This window comes from Paenibacillus sp. LC231, from assembly GCF_001860525.1.
Classification (GTDB): Bacteria; Bacillota; Bacilli; order Paenibacillales; family Paenibacillaceae; genus Paenibacillus_AQ.
Map to the genome: position 1 here is coordinate 72,936 of NZ_JFOM01000014.1, position 17,514 is coordinate 90,449.

A 17,514-nucleotide genomic window follows, 5' to 3' on the forward strand; every position below is an offset into this window, starting at 1 on the left:
ATAGAACCGCGAATCCGGGCTGTTTGCCTTTTTAGTGTAAAACATCGATTTTATATAGGTCCCGACTTCTGCCATGGCATCTGCGCTGAAGGCCACGGTATATTCCACCTGTTCGGCCTATGTCCTGAACGTGGGGATCGTTTCCACCCTTAAAACCGCCTGGACGCTCTGACCTCGGCTTCCGGATGCTGTGACAGTTCATCTCTGTACTCCACTTGCCGAATCTCGCAGCCTTTGCCTAGGATCACCCGATTACCGCGGACGATATCAGCTTCGACATACTCGAGATCAAGGACGTCGCCTTCAATAATACGAGCCTCCAGACGCGTTCCCTTTAAAGACAGGGACAGCATTTCCCAGAGCCGCTTCCCTTTTTTGCGAACCGTTATTCGGTCTCCAACGATTTCCTGTGCAAGGCAGCGACCCAATACCCGGATATCCGCTGTTCCAACATGCAGGCGGCCATCGATCTTAAAGCCTCCCTGGAACGTGGCGTATTCACTCCGCACGTCACCATGGCTTCTCAGGTGTCCGGTAACCTCAAGCTTCTTCGATTCGGAATCTCCGTGAATGCTGCAATGCCCCCCGATGTAGATGGATCGGCTGCGCAATCCTTCCTTCAAGCTCAGGCTGCCGGCTACATTTAGCTCCTCAGACTCCACGGTCCCCTTAATGGTTCCCGAACCGTTCACGCGAATCGTACGCGCAGCGACGGCGCCATTGACGCTCATCGTTCCATTGCCTATCAATTCCCGGCAATCCAGATCTCCATTTATCTGCCCGGCACCGTCAATGCGTACCTTGTCGTATTGGCCGCCGCTTGAACTTCCGGTGCCCGTAATCTTCAGATCGGATAGCTTGTCGTCATGTGGTATCATGAGTATCCTCCATATTCACAAAGTAATCACTATCTATATCTATCTAAACTGCTTCATCACAACAATTACCTTAATAGATGTCCATCCTCCACCAGGTGGAGCCATAATCTCCCTCTAAGATACCACAACCCCGTCCATCATAGAACAGCCCGATGGCTGAACTTCGCCTCGGTCTCAAGACCGAGACGAAGTATGCAGCTTATCCTATCCATTTCGATTCCGGCCCGAGCCGCCTTTATATCCCCGAGGATTAGCGAGGTGGCCAAACGCAGCAGACTGTACATCCGTTCACGCCCGCAGAAGTTGGTTCAGATTTGCTTGGAGGAAGGGAGATCGATTGTGATATGATTTAAATAGACTCGTCTTTTCGATCTCACATTTACAAAAGTGAAAGGGGATACATAACATGGCTCTTATGCAATGTCACTTCTACTCGGAGGTACTCGGTCTCAGCACGTCCATGACCGTCATTCTCCCTCAGCAAACCTCTTCGCAGATCGGTATGACCAATCATGCCAAAAAAGGGCTGCATCCGACGCTCTTCCTGCTGCACGGCCTGTCCGACGACGATTCCATCTGGCTGCGCAGAACCTCCATCGAACGCTATGTGGCCGAGATGGGCATTGCCGTCGTTATGCCGCAGGTGCACCGCAGCTTCTATACGGACATGGAATACGGCGGCAAATACTGGACCTTCATCAGCCAGGAGCTGCCGGCCATTGCCCGTTCCTTCTTCCCGTTATCCCACGCGAGAGAAGATAACTTCGTCGCTGGCTTGTCCATGGGCGGATACGGGGCATTCAAGCTGGCCCTTCGCTGTCCCGAAGCCTTTGCCGCAGCTGCCAGTTTGTCGGGCGCGCTCGATATGGCGGGTCATGTCCGGAGGAATGAGGCCTTGTTTGAACATCAATTAGTCTACGGAGATCAAGATATTACCGGCACCGACAACGACTTGCTGTGGCTGCTTCAGGAAGTCGATCAATCAGAGGGACCTAAGCCGCTGCTGTATCAATGCTGCGGAACCGAAGACTTCCTCTATGAAGACAATCAAGCATTCCGCAAAGCCTGCGAAGAAACCTCCCTCGACCTCACCTATCTGGAAGGCCCGGGCGGTCATGATTGGGGATATTGGGATACTCACATTCAGGATGTGCTGAAGTGGCTTCCGTTGAAAGCCTGATGATTGCAGATATGCATGCCCATCCTACATGCAGCAGTTGTCCCGCTGTTCGATTTATCCGCGGCAATGGAGGACACCGCCCCTGCGATTCGTCCATACTTTTCTGATATCTTAAAAAAGGTGGATCGGCAAATGTAACGTTTGCCGGTCCACCTCTATTTTTTCACGCTTGCGATTTCTGTATCGTTACTCAACATTCCCTTGACGAAGACCCAGCCATTCTTCCGTAACCTGTAGCGTCTGCACGCTGCGGTCAATGGCCGCCTTCACCTGCTCGGTTGCCGTGCCGCCGTAAACGTTACGCGCATTGACCACCGTCTCCGGTTGAAGCACGCCATAAATGGAGTCGTCGAACAGCTCCGAGAACTGCTTGAACTCATCCAGCGTCAGGTCCAGCAGATACTTGTTGTTCTGGATGCAGTACAATACGGTCTTGCCGATCACTTCATGCGCTTGACGGAAAGGAAGCCCTTTGCCAACCAGGAAGTCCGCGATGTCGGTTGCGTTGGAGAAGTCGGTATTCACCGCTTCGCGCATGCGGCCTTTGTTGACCTTCATCGTGGCAATCATCGGAGCAAACAGCTGCAATGCGCCTTCCAGCGTAGCCACCGTATCGAACATGCCCTCTTTATCTTCCTGCATATCCTTGTTATAAGCAAGCGGCAGCGACTTCAGCACGGTGAGCAGACCCATCAGGTTGCCGTATACCCGACCGGTTTTGCCGCGGACCAGCTCTGGTACATCCGGGTTCTTCTTCTGCGGCATAATGCTGCTGCCCGTACAGAACGCATCATCCAACTCGATGAAGTTGAACTCCGTGCTGCTCCAGAGCACCAGCTCCTCGCTCAGGCGGGACAAGTGCATCATGATGATGGAAGCATCCGAGAGGAATTCCAGAATGAAGTCGCGGTCGCTGACCGCATCCAGACTGTTCTCGTAAACGCCGTCAAACCCAAGCTGCTCCGCCACGAAATGGCGGTCGATCGGGAACGTCGTACCCGCAAGCGCGCCTGCCCCGAGCGGCAACACATTAATGCGCTTATAGCTGTCGATCAGACGGTCGATATCCCGCTGGAACATAGACACGTAAGCCATTAAATGATGCGCAAACAGAATCGGCTGGGCACGCTGCAGATGCGTATAGCCCGGAATAATCGTGTCCAGGTTATCCTTCGCTTGCCCGATTAATGCGGTTTGCAGCTCATGCAGCATGCCGGTCAGCGCCACCACGCGGTTACGCAAATACAGATGCATATCCGTAGCCACTTGATCGTTACGGCTGCGCCCTGTGTGGAGCTTGCCGCCGACAGGTCCGATTTCCTCGATCAGATTCTTCTCGATGTTCATATGGATATCCTCATCCGAAACGGAGAACTCGATGCTGCCCTCACGGATGCGCTCCAGCACCTTGTTCAAGCCAGCCTTGATCGTCTCCACATCTTCGGCCGGCACGATGCCGCATTTGCCCAGCATGGACACATGCGCAAGGCTTCCCTGGATATCCTCCTCAGCCAGCTGCTTATCAAAACCGATGGATGCCGTATATTCCTCTACCAATGCGTTGGTCTGCTTCGTAAAGCGTCCGCCCCATAACTTGCTCACAACACTTGCCCCTCTCTGTTTAAGGCAGAGGGCCGCTTCCCGCTTAAGAAGTTCCATTGATCCCGGTTACGCGAGAATCAACGGAGCTCCCTTGCATGAAAACGGCCTTCAGCCTGTTCATTATTGTAAACTTATTGATTCTGGTTCACGCCGGTTGCCACTTTCAAACGCAGTGCGTTCAAGCGGATAAAGCCGGTCGCATCGCCCTGATCATAAGCTTGCGTTGGATCGGCTTCCATCGTAGCGATATCCGGGTTGTACAGACTGACCGGACTCTTCACGCCTGCGCCGATAATGTTGCCTTTGTACAGCTTCACGCGCACCGTACCGGTTACGTTCTTCTGACTTTCGGTTACCAGCGCCTGCAGTGCCAGTCGCTCCGGCGCAAACCAGAAGCCGTTATAAACCAAGGTGCTGTAACGGGTAATCAGGCTGTCGCGCAGGTTCATCACTTCGCGGTCCATCGTGATGGATTCCATTTTGCGATGAGCGGTGAACAGGATCGTTCCGCCCGGCGTCTCGTAGACACCGCGGCTCTTCATGCCAACGAAACGGTTCTCCACCATATCCACGCGACCGATGCCGTGCTTGCCGCCCAGCTCGTTCAGCTTCTCCATCACTTGCAGCGGGCTCATCGATTCGCCGTTCAGCGCAACAACATTCCCTTGCTCAAACGTAAGCTCGAGGTATTCCGCCTCGTCCGGCGCATCCTCAGGCGATACGCTGAGCAGGTACATATCCTTGCTGTCCTCTGCGCTTGCATCGAACCAAGGATCCTCCAGCACGCCGCTCTCATAACTAATATGGAGCAGGTTGCGGTCCATGGAGTAGGATTTGGCCGCGGATGCCGTCACCGGAATGCCATGGGCTTCCGCGTAAGCGATCATCTCTGCGCGACCCGGGAAGGAGTTACGGAACTCCTCGATGCGCCAAGGCGCGATTACTTCAATATCCGGTGCCAAGCCGGCTACGCCCAGCTCAAAACGAACCTGGTCGTTCCCTTTGCCCGTAGCGCCGTGCGCAATCGCCGTCGCGCCTTCGGCACGAGCGATATCCACCATGCGCTTGGCAATCAATGGACGCGCGATGCTGGTCCCGAGCAGGTACTGTCCTTCGTACATAGCACCCGCCTGGAACATCGGATAGATGAAATCTGTTGCAAATTCGTCGCGCAGATCATCGATGTATACTTTGGAGGCGCCGGTCGCCAGCGCTTTTTCCTCAAGTCCGTCCAGCTCTTCCTTCTGGCCGATATCGGCCGTGAAAGCAATGATCTCCGCATCGTAAGTTTCTTTCAGCCATTTCAGAATAACGGACGTATCCAGACCACCGGAATACGCCAGCACGATTTTTTGTTTTGCCATCGTTAAACTCCCTCTCTTTGTTTCTAACAACCCTGTCGTTCATTATACTAAAGATAACGTCCATTGACGCATTTTCATAGAGAATGTTCGCTTGCCATGGGCGGCTTTATGCCATCAAAGCAACCATCAAAGCCTTCTGGGCATGGAGACGGTTCTCGGCCTGATCAAAAATGACGGAATTGGCACCGTCAATCACGCCTTCACTGACCTCTTCGCCGCGGTGGGCCGGGAGGCAATGCAGGAACAAGTAATCTGGCTTTGCCGCCTTCACAAGCTCCTCATTCACCTGGTAGTCCGCAAACGCAGCCTCTCGCTGTGCCTGCTCCTCTTCAAAGCCCATGCTTGCCCATACATCCGTATAGATCACGTCCGCATCCTTCGCGGCTTCGATCGGGTCTTGCGTAATCGTAATTTTGCCACCCGTTTGCACCGCAATTTCCTCGCTCAGCTTCACGATGCTGGCATCCGCCTCATAGCCCTTCGGACTGGCCACGGCTACATGCATGCCCATCTTGGCACCGCCAATCAGGAGCGAATGCGCCATATTGTTGCCATCCCCGATAAAGGCCATTTTGAGGCCTTTCAATTTGCCTTTGTGCTCCAGCACCGTCTGCAAATCGGCCAGCACCTGACATGGATGCGCCATGTCACTCAAGCCGTTGATAACCGGAATGGAGGCATATTTCGCCAGGTTGACCACATTGTCGTGCCCGAAGGTACGGATCATCAAGCCGTCCAAATAACGGGACATCACTTGCGCCGTATCGCTGATCGGCTCGCCGCGTCCGAGCTGAATATCGTTTTTGCTTAAAAAAAGTGCATGTCCGCCCAGCTGGAACATCCCAGCTTCGAATGAAACCCGCGTCCGCGTGGACGACTTCTCAAAAATCAATCCGATCGTTTTGCCTTTCAGCGGCTGATAGACTTCGCCGTTCTTCTGCTTGCGTTTGATCTCAATTGCCGAATCGAGCAAGAACTGAATCTCTTCCGTCGAGTATTCGTCCAGCTCGATCATATCCCGCCCTTTCAGACTTAATTCCTTCACTTGTCCGCTAGTGGCCATATTCTCCAGTCCTCCTTAACCATGCTGTTATTGTCCAAAATGTCTCTGCACGATTCTTCTATGCTTGGCTAACCGCCGTATGCTCATGTATAAGTTCCGTAACAATCGATACCGCCTGGTCGATCTCTTCTTTAGTGACGTACAGATTCGGAAGCAGCCGGATCACATTCGGTCCTGCCGTTACGAACAGCAGCCCGCGGCTCTGCCCTTTCAGCACCAGCTCGCCAACCGGCTCAGCGCATTCGATGCCAATCAGCAGGCCTTTACCCCTGATCGCCTTCACAAAGGGATGACTGCCGAGGCTCTCATTCAGCTTCGTCATCAAATATTCTCCGGCTTCGGCCGCACGCTGAGGCACATTGTCCTCCAGCATCGTTTCGATAGTGGCCTGGATGACGGCGCTCGCAATCGGTGTGCCGCCAAACGTGGTCGCATGGCTTCCTGCCGTGAAGGCTTCGCGCAAGTAGGCTTTACCCAGCATCGCGCCGACCGGGAACCCGGAGCCGAGCCCTTTGGCTACGGTAAAGATATCCGGCTCGATGCCGTAATGCTCATGCGCAAACAGCTTCCCGGTCCGGCCCATGCCCGTCTGCACCTCGTCCACGATCAGCAGCAGTCCATGCTTCTTACATAGCTCGGTGATGGCTTGAAGGAACTCCGGCTCTACCGGATATACGCCGCCTTCCGCCTGCACCATTTCGATCATGATCGCAGCGGTGTTATCATTAATGGCCGATTCCAGTGCCGGAAGGTCATGCAGCGGAACGCTCTTGAAGCCTGCCGGAAGCGGAAGGAAGCCTTCCTTTACCTTATCCTGGCCGGTGGCCGTCAGCGTAGCCAACGTCCGTCCATGGAAAGACTGCGTAAACGTAATGACCTCGTAGCGTCCCGTTCCCTTTACCTTCTGATGGTAGCGGCGCGCCAGCTTAATGGCCGCTTCGTTCGCTTCCGCTCCGCTGTTGCAGAAGAAAACCGCATCCGCGCAGGTGTTCGCCGTCAGCAGCTCGGCTGCTTTTTCCTGACCCGGAATGTGGAACAGGTTCGAGACATGCCACAATTTATCCAGCTGGGCCTTCAGCTTCTCTTTCACTTTTACCGGGGCATGGCCGAGATTCGTTACCGCCAGGCCCGCCATAAAATCAAGATATTTGTTGCCTTGAGCGTCCCATAACCAGCTGCCTTCCCCTTTGACCAAGGCGATTGGATATCTGGCGTACGTCTGGAACAACGAGCTTTCATTCGCTGCTTTAACACCGCCTGCTGCTGTTTCTTTCCCCATAACCTTCACACACTCCTTTGCATTTGGACAAAACAGATTCATGAATACTCCTGAGCTCTGAGACCCCTGACATCACTGCGCATGTGGATTGTTCTTCCGATCGCTGTTGCCCCCAGATTGTTATTGAAATGGTTGCAGCGGTTAAAATCCGGGGGCAAAGGCGACCGCGCTGCTTCTCCAGAACAATTCCGCCTTCTCCGTTGAAGCCGCTCTGTCTATAATCTCTAATCTCAATTTACATCCGCACGATGCGCGTGCCCAGCACTTCTCCGCCAAGCACTCGGCTCAGTACATTCGGCTCGCTTCCGTCCACGATGACACCCTCGCTCACCTTGCCGTGAATGCAGCTGATGGCCGCTCTGACCTTCGGTATCATCCCGCCGTAGATTTCGCCTGTCCCGATCATATCCTCGATCTCCTGCACGGTCACGGTCGGAAGCACCCGCTTCTCGCCGCCCGATCCCTTCATAATTCCAGGTACGTCGGTGACAACGATCATCCGTCGAACCCCCAGGTGGGAGGCAACGGCACCCGCCGCCGTATCGGCATTGATGTTGTAGCGCTGACCGGATTGATCCACCCCGATCGGTGCAACCACCGGCATGTATCCCATCTCCAGCACGCCGCTCAGGACGGATGACTTCACAAACGTAACGTCGCCGACCCAGCCGACCTCCGCGTGGTTCGTCACCGGTTTGGCCTCGATCAGCCCGCCGTCCGAGCCGGATAAACCGATGGCAGAGCCGCCTACGCTTTGAATCCGTCGTACGATCTGTTTATTGATGGTGCCCGCAAGTACCATCTCCACAACGTCCAGCACATCCTCCGTCGTCTTACGCAGCCCGTTCACGAACTCGGTCTCGATGCCAAGCTTCTCCAGATTGCCGGAGATCGCGGGTCCGCCACCATGAACGATAACGGGGTTAACTCCCTTTTGCTGCAGATTCTTCAAATCCTCGAAGAAGCTGTCAGGAAGGGCCGCGAGCGTGCTGCCGCCACATTTCATCACGAACGTATCCGCATCTGATGTTTTAACCGGCAGCGTAACCTTTTGATCGATCGTGCTCTTCATATCCGTCTCCTCCGTCCTACTGAATGTTTATCTACGTACGATAAGCCGCATTAATGCGGACATAGTCATAAGTTAAATCACAGCCCCAAGCCGTAGCCGAGCCATTTCCGATATGCAGCTTCACGTCAATATCCACGGTGTCACCCTGGAGGTAAACCAGAGCCGCCTCCTCGTCAAAAGCAACCGGTCTTGACTGCTCCAGCACCGAAATCGGGCCTATGGCAATATCGACCGTCTCCGGATTAACCGGGCGGCCCGCACGGCCGACAGCCGCAATAATGCGTCCCCAGTTGGCATCTGCGCCGAATACGGCGGATTTGACCAGGCTGGATCCAATGATCGTCTTGGCAATCGCTTGCGCGTCATCGTCGCTTTCAGCACCGTCCACACGAACCTCGATCAGGCGGGAAGCCCCCTCTCCGTCACGCGCGATCGCCTTCGCCAGCTGCTGGCACACATAGTGAAAACCAGCTGCGAATGCATCCCAATCCGGGTGCTCAGGCGAAAGCAAGTCGTGCCCCGCCATGCCGCTAGCCATCGCGACCAGCATATCGTTGGTGCTTGTATCGCCATCCACCGTAATCATATTAAAGGTCAGATTGGTCGTTTGGCGCAGCAGCAGCTGCAGCGCTTCCTGACCAATGACCGCATCTGTCGTCATAAATCCGAGCATGGTCGCCATGTTCGGATGAATCATCCCCGACCCCTTCGCTGTTCCGGCGATAGTTACCTTTGTACCGTTAACTTGAACGGTCACGCAGGCTTCTTTTTTCACGAGATCGGTTGTCAAAATCGCTTGGCTGAAGCTCTCAGCCCCTTCGCTTCCGCCGCTGAGTCGTGCAGGCAGCCCAGCGATCCCCGTCGAAACGCGGTCCATCTTCAGCAGTTCCCCGATGACTCCCGTTGAGGCGACGGCCACATCGTTCTCGTCCAGGCCGAATTGCGCAGCCGTATTGGCACGCATCGTGTAAGCATCCTCTTCGCCCTGCTTACCCGTACAGGCATTGGCATTTCCGCTGTTCACGACAATCGCGCGAAGCTTGCCGTCCTGCAGGCTTTCACGCGTTACCTTCAGCGGTGCCGCTTGAAACAGATTCGTCGTATATACAGCTGCCGCCACGGCAGGCACGTCACATACAATGACGCCCAGATCGTTACGGTCGGTCTTCTTAAGTCCACAGTGGAGTCCGGCAGCCTTGAAGCCTTGCGGCGTTACGATGCTGCCCCCGTCAATAATCGCAAACATATTCTCTCCCATGTCTGTATCCCCAGCCGCTTACGGATAAATCGGCGTAAACGTAAGTCCGAGGCTCTCCTCCCATCCCATCATCAAATTCAGGTTCTGGATTGCCTGACCGGCCGCACCCTTCACCACATTGTCAATGACCGATATAATGGTCACTCTGTTCGTACGCGCATCCACCGCGAATCCGATGTCGCAGTAATTGGACCCGCTGACTTCTTTTGTCGCAGGCCATACGCCCAAGTCCCGGATTCTCACAAACTTGCGATCCTTGAAATACTGGCGATACAGTTCAATGAAATCCTCTTCCGTGTATGGACCATTCAGCGTGGCATACATGGTGGTCATGATTCCCCGCGTCATCGGCACCAAATGGGTGGTAAAGGTAACGGTAATCGGTTCGCCCGCTACCTGAGTCAATACCTGCTCAACCTCGGGAATATGCTGGTGTTTATTCACCTTATAGGCTTTGAAGTTCTCATTGATCTCGGCATAATGCGTCATCAAACTCGTTCCCCGCCCTGCACCGGACACACCGGATTTGGCGTCGATAATAAGGGAAGAGGCATCAATCCATCCCGCGCTGATGGCCGGAATCAGCCCGAGGAGCGTCGCTGTCGGATAGCAGCCCGGATTGGAGATAAAATCGACATCGCGGACCTCTTCGCCAAACACTTCGCATAGACCGTATACGGCTTTCTCTAATAGTTCCGCACTCGGAGCGGTATGCTTATACCACTGTTCATACACTGCCCCGTCTTTCAAGCGAAAATCTCCCGACAGATCAATGACCTTCAAGCCTGCATCCAGCAGCTCCGGTACCAGCTTGGCACTGACCCCAGAAGGCGTGGCCGCGAACACCAGGTCTGCCACCTCAGCGATTTCCGCTGGGTTAACGCCATCCAGGTTCTGGGTCATGATATTTGTCAAATGCGGAAAACCGTCCGAGATCGGTACCCCTGCAGTTGAAGACGAGATTACCGATGTAATCTCAACGCGCGGGTGTGCTTGCAGCAGCCGGATCAGTTCCACGCCACCGTAGCCGGTAGATCCTACAATAGCTACTTTTACTATGTTTGTGTCCGTCATTTCTCCTCATCCCTCTCCCCAAGGAACAGCTGAAGGACCTTATGCAAGGTCCCATTCATCCATCCTTCATCTGTACGCCATGCTCATCCGTTTCCTTCACCCGATCGATCACGCTGCCGCTGATGCTATCCTCATCATATGATGGGTTATCAAAAACCACGCGTGTCTACTGATGCTTCTTGATATCATTTTTGCTTCAAGAAGCAGTCAAGCTGGCGATGATCTTCTTCGGAGTTTTTTGTCTCCTGCGTTAGCACACGCTTTATTCCTAGGTATTCATTGACTTTATCCGTCTCATAAATATGTATTATTATACGACCGTATTCATATAAATACAATGGATTATTCAAAATTGGTCCCAATTACAAGTTAAATCCGTTTCATACAATGACTAAAGTGCTGATTCATATTCTTCTTTTAGAATGGAATATAATTTGAGGTCCCAATGCCGCCCTTTGGTCTTAATCCCCTTCCTCAACGTCCCCTCATAGGACATGCCGATCTTCTCCATAACACGCTGAGAGCCGATATTCCCTTCTATGCAACGAGCTTGGATGCGCACAAGATCCATTTCACCAAATCCGAGTTTCAATAGAGCAGAAGCAGCTTCCGTCATGAGACCTTGTCCCCAACAATCCCGCGCGAGTACATATCCAATCTCGGCACTCTGCTGTTCCGGCTTCCACCATACGAAATCCACCGTCCCGACCAGACGTCCGCTTTCCTTCAGCTCGATCCCCCAAGGGGCAATATCATGCTTGGCATACTGGACAAGTATAAACTGGATGAATTTCTTACTGTCGTTGATCGAGCGGTGAGTTTCCCATGTTACGTACTTGGCAACCTCATCATCAGAGGCATAGGCATACATCTGGTCCGCATCCTGCATCGATATTCTGCGAAGCCTCAGGCGTTCGGTTTCCAGCACCGGCAAATTAGCAAAGATCCGTTCGATTTCCATAATCCCCTACCCCCTGAACAATATTAGATACCATTATATGCTCTTTGCTAGAAAAATAAAGGAAAATTCAAGGACGATAGTCTGACCCTACCCTAAAGGCCGATCCCATAAGAAAAACGACGATCGACGCACTTCACAGAAGATGACGGCGTTTAGAGGAAGTTTTGCTTGCGATATCAGGAAGGCTCTTGCCTCGAAGTTTTGCTTGCAACTCAACAAATGGTTCAGCTTCGCTGAAAACTTATACATTCTAAAGTCCACAAAAAAAGAGAGACGGTGATATGCACCGTCTCTCCGAGTGCCGAAAACCTCTCGACACAGCTCTTATTGTTTTACGCCTTGATATTACGGAAGCCCTCACCCAATACCTCATGGGCATTGCTAATGATGACAAACGCATTCGGGTCCACCGATTGTACCACCGTTTTCAGACGTGGAATTTCGCTCTGCCCGACCACAACCATCAGAACCGTCCGGTGTTCACCCGTATAGCCTCCCTCTGCGGTCAGCTTGGTTAAGCCACGGTCGAGATCCTCGAGAATGGCCTTGGTTATCGGCTCCGTATGATCGGATATAATGTAAGCCACCTTGGTGAAGCTAAAGCCCAGCTCAATCGCATCAATCACTTTGCCTGTCACGTACAGTCCAATGAGTGCGTACAACGCCTGCTCCAGCGACAGCACGAGGGCTGCCGAAGAGATCACAATCGCATCCAAGAGCACGACGCAAAGGGAGAAGCTGAGGCCGCTGTATTTTTGCAAGAGCTGAGCCACGATGGTTAATCCACCGGTTGAACCCCTGCCGCGATAGACCAGCCCCATGCCGATCCCGACGCCGATCCCGCCATAGATGGAAGCCAAGAGGGGATTGGAGGTTGGAATGGGCCAGTCCTTGGTCAAAAATACGAACAATGGCAAAACCACGCTTCCCAGCAGGGAACGAATGCCGTAGTCACGTCCTAGCAGCCAGAAGCCGAGCACAAACAAGGGGATATTCAGCGCCCACTGCGTAAAAGCCGGTTCAATGCCGAGCCATGCTTGCGCAAGAACGGACAATCCGGACACACCGCCTGAGGCGATGTGGTTGGGCAAGAAAAACAGATTAAATGACAGCGCCATAATAAAGGAGCCGATGATGATAAAAACGGTGTCCACCGTCTGTCGAAGGGGACCGTTGATCGGAATCAGGGGTTCTCTTTTTCTTTTGTTAATCGATGGATTACCAGCGGATTGCGCCATAGCTCTTCGAATCTCTCCTCAACGTCCTACTCGACTTCCTGCTTGATCTGGCTGCGCAAATATCCATCGATAAAAGCATCCAGATCCCCGTCCATGACGGCTCCTATATTACCGGTCTCCACCTGTGTACGATGGTCTTTCACCATGCTGTACGGATGGAATACATACGAGCGGATCTGGCTGCCCCATGCGATATCGGACTGCTCGCCGCGGATTTCCGCCAATTCCTTTTGCTGCTCCTCGATCTTGCGCTCGTATAGCTTGGAACGAAGCATGGTCATTGCACGCTCACGGTTCTTAATCTGGGACCGTTCATTCTGACAGGTTACGACCACACCCGTTGGCAAGTGAGTGATCCGTACGGCCGAGTCCGTCGTGTTGATATGCTGACCACCGGCGCCGCTCGCACGGTAAGTATCAATCTTCAGGTCCTCCGTGCGGATATCCAGTTCAATCTCATCGTTAATCTCAGGAACGACGTCACAGGACACAAATGAGGTATGTCGACGGCCGGAAGAATCGAACGGGGAGATCCGAACCAGGCGATGTACGCCTTTTTCAGCCTTCAAATAACCGTAAGCATTGTAGCCCTTAATGAGCAGCGTCACACTTTTAATTCCCGCTTCATCCCCAGGCAAATAATCCAGCGTCTCTACCTTGAAGCCGCGTTTTTCCGCCCAACGCGTATACATGCGATGCAGCATTTGGCCCCAGTCCTGCGACTCGGTACCCCCCGCGCCCGGATGCAGCTCAAGGATGGCATTCATTTTATCGTAAGGTTGGTTCAACAGCAGTTGGAGTTCAAACTCTTCCACACGCCCGACCAGGTCCTTGATCGTTTCTCCAATTTCCCCCGCAAGGGAGTCATCGCCTTCTTCATCCGCGAGCTCGATCATCACGACGGCATCGTCGTAATCCGCTTGCAGCTTCAGATATTGATCCACGGATGACTTCACGGCATTCATCTCGGCAATGAGCGCCTGAGCTTTCTCATTGTCGTCCCAGAAATCCGGGGCTGCCATCTTTTCTTCAAAGTTCTCAATCATCTCCTGCTTTAAACCTAAGTCAAAGAGACCCCCTAAGATTGGTTAGTTTCTTGCTAATTTCACGCAGGTCCTGCTTCACACTTGGATCGATCATGAGTCCTCGCCCTTTCTTATCTTCATGTAATAATTTCAGTATACCCTCTCCTGTATGAAAAACGTTCCATTTCAAGAGAAAATCCATGTCACATCGCTTCACAACAGGTTTCGCTGTTTATTCAGATAAACTCCCTTAAGCGCAACAGTGATTCCGGATCACGGTGGAATAGACCACAATCACCCGGTTCATCTGCCGCTCTTAAGGGAGTTGAAAAGTTCGCGCCCATATTCTGGACGGGCTTATAAGAATCACCGAATTCGTCGGTTTTAGCGAAACTGAACAAATTCGATCATCGCAAGAAAATGATCCTCTACACGCGATCCGACTGCTGTAAAAGCGTGTCGATGGATGCTTTTCTTATATTATATTCATCGCCAATAGGCCGTATCGCTTATGCGTTCTGTCCATGGCAGTGCTTATATTTCTTGCCGCTGCCGCAAGGGCATGCATCATTCCGGCCAATCTGTTCAGCCACTTGGACCGGACGCTTCTCGGCAGGTTCGCTGCTGCTGTTCGTGGAGACTTTGTTCTCGTCCACAACGGCTTGACGCTCCTGATTCGTCGCGATTTGGGCCTTCATGATGTACGTCGCCACTTCTTCCTGGATCGTCGCAATCATGGCATTAAACATTTCGAAGCCTTCGAATTGGTATTCGCGAAGCGGATCGGTACCGCCGTAAGCACGAAGGTGAATACCTTGACGCAATTGGTCCATTGCATCGATATGATCCATCCACTTACTGTCTACCGCACGCAGGACGATAACCTTCTCGAACTCACGCACCATTTCTTCGCCGATGGCTTGCTCACGCTCTTCGTACTTCTTCATCACGCGATCGAAGATGTACTCGGTGAGCTCTTCTGCCTCTTTACCCCACAGATCTTCGCGGGTAACGGCACCCTCATCCAGCAGCTTGCTGTTCACGTAGTCTGCCACTTCTTGCAGTTCCCAGTTCTCCGGAATGTCATCGCTGCAGTGAGCCTGAACGACACGATCAATCACCGGCTTAATCATCTCTACAACGATTTGCTTAATGTCTTGGGACTCCAAGATCTCGCGGCGCTGTTTGTAGATGATCTCACGCTGTTGGTTCATGACGTCATCATATTGAAGAACGACTTTACGCATGTCGAAGTTGTTGCCTTCTACCCGCTTCTGCGCGGATTCAACCGCACGGGTAATCATTTTGCTCTCGATCGGCTGGTCTTCTTCAAAACCAAGACGCTCCATCATGTTCAGCACGTTGTCCGTACCAAAACGTTTCATCAGCTCATCGCCGAGGGACAGATAGAACTGAGTCGACCCCGGGTCACCCTGACGACCGGCACGACCGCGCAGCTGGTTATCGATCCGGCGCGATTCGTGACGTTCCGTACCGATAATGTGAAGTCCGCCAATATCCTGTACGCCTTCACCAAGCAAAATATCCGTACCGCGTCCAGCCATATTCGTCGCGATCGTTACCGATCCCGGCTGACCGGCGCGGGAGATGATTTCCGCTTCCTCCGCATGGTACTTTGCATTCAGAACTTTATGCTGGACGCCTTTGCGCTTCAGCATTTCCGATAGACGCTCGGAGTTCTCGATGGAAACCGTACCCACCAGAATAGGCTGGTTCTTTTTGTGACGTTCCACGATCTCAGCTACAACCGCCTTAAACTTGCCCTCTTCGCTCTTGTATACCACATCCGGCATGTCGATACGCTGATTCGGTTTATTCGTAGGAATTTGCAGCACTTCAAGACCATAAATCTTCTTGAATTCTTCTTCCTCGGTTTTCGCCGTACCGGTCATACCTGCCAGCTTGCGATACATCCGGAAGTAGTTCTGGAAGGTGATCGTTGCAAGAGTCATGCTCTCGTTCTGAACCTCGATGCCTTCCTTCGCTTCAATCGCCTGGTGGAGTCCGTCGCTATAGCGGCGTCCAGCCATTAGACGTCCCGTGAATTCGTCAACAATAACCACTTCATCATCGGTAACAACGTAATCCACATCGCGGCGCATGATCACGTTCGCTTTCAGCGCTTGTACAATGTGGTGGTTCAAGGTTACGTGATTATGGTCATACAAGTTATCGATACCGAAGGAACGCTCCGCCAGCGCTACGCCTTTTTCAGTTAAGGCCACGGATTTGACTTTAATGTCTACCGTATAATCCTCTTCCGCAGTCAGACGCTTCACGAAACGGTCAGCGGCAAAATACAGCTCGGTCGATTTCTGAGCTTGACCCGAGATGATGAGCGGCGTACGCGCTTCGTCAACCAGGATGGAGTCCACTTCATCAATGATACAGAAATAGAGTGGACGTTGAACCATCTGCTCTTTGTAGAGAACCATGTTGTCCCGCAGATAGTCAAAGCCGAACTCATTGTTCGTACCGTACGTAATATCGCAAGCATATGCCTGCTGTTTATCCGGGTGTTCCATACCGCTCAGGTTAACCCCGACCGTCATTCCCAGGAAATTATATATTTGCGCCATCTCTTGGCTGTCACGCTGCGCTAGATAATCATTGACCGTTACAACGTGAACACCTTTGCCAAGCAGGGCATTTAAGTAAACCGGCAGCGTACCTACAAGGGTCTTACCTTCACCGGTCTTCATCTCTGCAATTCTGCCTTCGTGGAGGGCCATTCCTCCGATCAGCTGCACGTCATAGTGACGCTTGCCGAGTGTCCGTCTGGAAGCTTCACGAACTGTCGCAAACGCTTCAGGAAGCAATTCCTCCAGCGTCTCACCTTTCTCGATCCGCGCACGGAACTCTTCGGTTTTGGATTGCAGCTGCTCATCGGAGAGCTTCTCAAAATCCGGTTCCAGTTTGTTGATTACATCGACCGTCTTCATGAGACGTTTGACATCACGCTCGTTGGTGTCGCCGAATATCTTTTTGACAAGTCCTAGCATGGTTAACCCCTTTCGTGCAAAACAAGTGATAGAATCAACTTCATTAAATGCCAAAGGGTTAAATGATGAAATCGATTCATTGATTCCTTATGATGGTCCCATTTCATGCAGGCTAAAAAGCCCGTCCCATAAAATGAGGGTTTGCATAAATTGTAACAGTTTGTAAGGGATGCCGCAACAATATGTGCTATCACAAGAGATGTCTGTTACGTGAAGCCCTCATTCTATGAGACGCGGGAAGGCTCAAAAAAGTTGCGTGGAGCATTTACCCAGTCATAACCAATGGAAGTATATTCATTTCATAAATGAAACTCTACATCTAAGTGGGTGCCAAATATTCATCTCTCATTGTCCGAAAACAACAAAGACTCCGCCCTAGAACTATCGCTGAATCGTGGCTAACCGAACGTTAATCCTCTTATATAGGAAGTCCTTAAGACGTTGTACCTGAAGCTGTTAAAGAAACGGCCTCGTAGTCCCCTAAGAGCCACCTCATT

General features: G+C 52.4%; 13 protein-coding genes. 1 reads left to right on the forward strand and 12 read right to left on the reverse strand.

Annotated elements, in window-relative coordinates; all coding sequences use genetic code 11:
• Nucleotides 1-149: 149 nt before the first annotated feature.
• Nucleotides 150-878, reverse strand: coding sequence for a bactofilin family protein (locus AK95_RS09715; RefSeq protein WP_071219777.1), 729 nt, complete (start codon nucleotides 876-878; stop codon nucleotides 150-152).
• A 406-nt stretch (nucleotides 879-1,284) separates the two neighbouring features.
• Between AK95_RS09715 and AK95_RS09720 the strand changes: the two genes are divergently transcribed.
• Nucleotides 1,285-2,058, forward strand: coding sequence for an alpha/beta hydrolase (locus tag AK95_RS09720; protein WP_071219778.1), 774 nt, complete (start codon nucleotides 1,285-1,287; stop codon nucleotides 2,056-2,058).
• Between the two features lie 186 nt (nucleotides 2,059-2,244).
• Here the strand turns inward: AK95_RS09720 and argH are convergent, their stop codons facing one another.
• The 11 genes from argH to secA form a co-directional block, all read right to left on the reverse strand.
• Complete coding sequence (argH, locus tag AK95_RS09725; RefSeq protein ID WP_071219779.1) at nucleotides 2,245-3,660, reverse strand: argininosuccinate lyase; 1,416 nt, start codon at nucleotides 3,658-3,660, stop codon at nucleotides 2,245-2,247.
• 131 nt (nucleotides 3,661-3,791) lie between these two features.
• Entirely contained in the window at nucleotides 3,792-5,024 is a 1,233-nt protein-coding gene (locus AK95_RS09730) for an argininosuccinate synthase (RefSeq protein WP_071219780.1), read from the reverse strand.
• 106 nt (nucleotides 5,025-5,130) lie between these two features.
• Entirely contained in the window at nucleotides 5,131-6,087 is a 957-nt protein-coding gene (gene argF / locus AK95_RS09735; protein ID WP_071219781.1) for an ornithine carbamoyltransferase, read from the reverse strand.
• A 58-nt stretch (nucleotides 6,088-6,145) separates the two neighbouring features.
• On the reverse strand, nucleotides 6,146-7,366 hold the full coding sequence (locus tag AK95_RS09740) for an acetylornithine transaminase (protein WP_071219782.1): 1,221 nt from the start codon (nucleotides 7,364-7,366) through the stop codon (nucleotides 6,146-6,148).
• Between the two features lie 235 nt (nucleotides 7,367-7,601).
• Nucleotides 7,602-8,438, reverse strand: a complete 837-nt coding sequence (gene argB / locus AK95_RS09745; protein WP_071219783.1) for an acetylglutamate kinase — start codon at nucleotides 8,436-8,438, stop codon at nucleotides 7,602-7,604.
• A 31-nt stretch (nucleotides 8,439-8,469) separates the two neighbouring features.
• Nucleotides 8,470-9,696 (reverse strand): bifunctional glutamate N-acetyltransferase/amino-acid acetyltransferase ArgJ, encoded by a 1,227-nt coding sequence (gene argJ, locus AK95_RS09750; protein ID WP_071219784.1) that lies wholly within the window; start codon nucleotides 9,694-9,696, stop codon nucleotides 8,470-8,472.
• A gap of 18 nt (nucleotides 9,697-9,714) precedes the next feature.
• Nucleotides 9,715-10,770 carry an N-acetyl-gamma-glutamyl-phosphate reductase gene (gene argC / locus AK95_RS09755; RefSeq protein WP_071219785.1) on the reverse strand — a complete coding sequence of 352 codons (1,056 nt, stop codon included), beginning with the start codon at nucleotides 10,768-10,770 and terminating at the stop codon, nucleotides 9,715-9,717.
• 391 nt (nucleotides 10,771-11,161) lie between these two features.
• Nucleotides 11,162-11,731, reverse strand: coding sequence for a GNAT family N-acetyltransferase (locus AK95_RS09760; RefSeq protein WP_071219786.1), 570 nt, complete (start codon nucleotides 11,729-11,731; stop codon nucleotides 11,162-11,164).
• 332 nt (nucleotides 11,732-12,063) lie between these two features.
• Nucleotides 12,064-12,969, reverse strand: a complete 906-nt coding sequence (locus AK95_RS09765) for a YitT family protein (RefSeq protein WP_071219787.1) — start codon at nucleotides 12,967-12,969, stop codon at nucleotides 12,064-12,066.
• Between the two features lie 26 nt (nucleotides 12,970-12,995).
• A protein-coding gene (prfB, locus tag AK95_RS09770; RefSeq protein WP_162487559.1) for a peptide chain release factor 2 occupies nucleotides 12,996-14,109 on the reverse strand; the annotation gives its coding sequence in 2 pieces (ribosomal slippage) (nucleotides 12,996-14,036 and nucleotides 14,038-14,109; 1,113 coding nt in all).
• A 394-nt stretch (nucleotides 14,110-14,503) separates the two neighbouring features.
• Entirely contained in the window at nucleotides 14,504-17,017 is a 2,514-nt protein-coding gene (secA, locus tag AK95_RS09775) for a preprotein translocase subunit SecA (RefSeq protein ID WP_071219788.1), read from the reverse strand.
• Nucleotides 17,018-17,514: the final 497 nt, after the last annotated feature.

What these genes read in the sequence shown, in the direction of transcription:
- AK95_RS09715 (WP_071219777.1), bottom strand. Translation starts at nt 878, where the DNA reads ATGATACCACATGACGACAAGCTATCCGATCTGAAGATTACGGGCACC.
- AK95_RS09720 (WP_071219778.1), top strand. Translation starts at nt 1,285, where the DNA reads ATGGCTCTTATGCAATGTCACTTCTACTCGGAGGTACTCGGTCTCAGC.
- AK95_RS09730 (WP_071219780.1), bottom strand. Translation starts at nt 5,024, where the DNA reads ATGGCAAAACAAAAAATCGTGCTGGCGTATTCCGGTGGTCTGGATACG.
- argF (WP_071219781.1), bottom strand. Translation starts at nt 6,087, where the DNA reads ATGGCCACTAGCGGACAAGTGAAGGAATTAAGTCTGAAAGGGCGGGAT.
- AK95_RS09740 (WP_071219782.1), bottom strand. Translation starts at nt 7,366, where the DNA reads ATGGGGAAAGAAACAGCAGCAGGCGGTGTTAAAGCAGCGAATGAAAGC.
- argB (WP_071219783.1), bottom strand. Translation starts at nt 8,438, where the DNA reads ATGAAGAGCACGATCGATCAAAAGGTTACGCTGCCGGTTAAAACATCA.
- argJ (WP_071219784.1), bottom strand. Translation starts at nt 9,696, where the DNA reads ATGGGAGAGAATATGTTTGCGATTATTGACGGGGGCAGCATCGTAACG.
- argC (WP_071219785.1), bottom strand. Translation starts at nt 10,770, where the DNA reads ATGACGGACACAAACATAGTAAAAGTAGCTATTGTAGGATCTACCGGC.
- AK95_RS09760 (WP_071219786.1), bottom strand. Translation starts at nt 11,731, where the DNA reads ATGGAAATCGAACGGATCTTTGCTAATTTGCCGGTGCTGGAAACCGAA.
- AK95_RS09765 (WP_071219787.1), bottom strand. Translation starts at nt 12,969, where the DNA reads ATGGCGCAATCCGCTGGTAATCCATCGATTAACAAAAGAAAAAGAGAA.
- secA (WP_071219788.1), bottom strand. Translation starts at nt 17,017, where the DNA reads ATGCTAGGACTTGTCAAAAAGATATTCGGCGACACCAACGAGCGTGAT.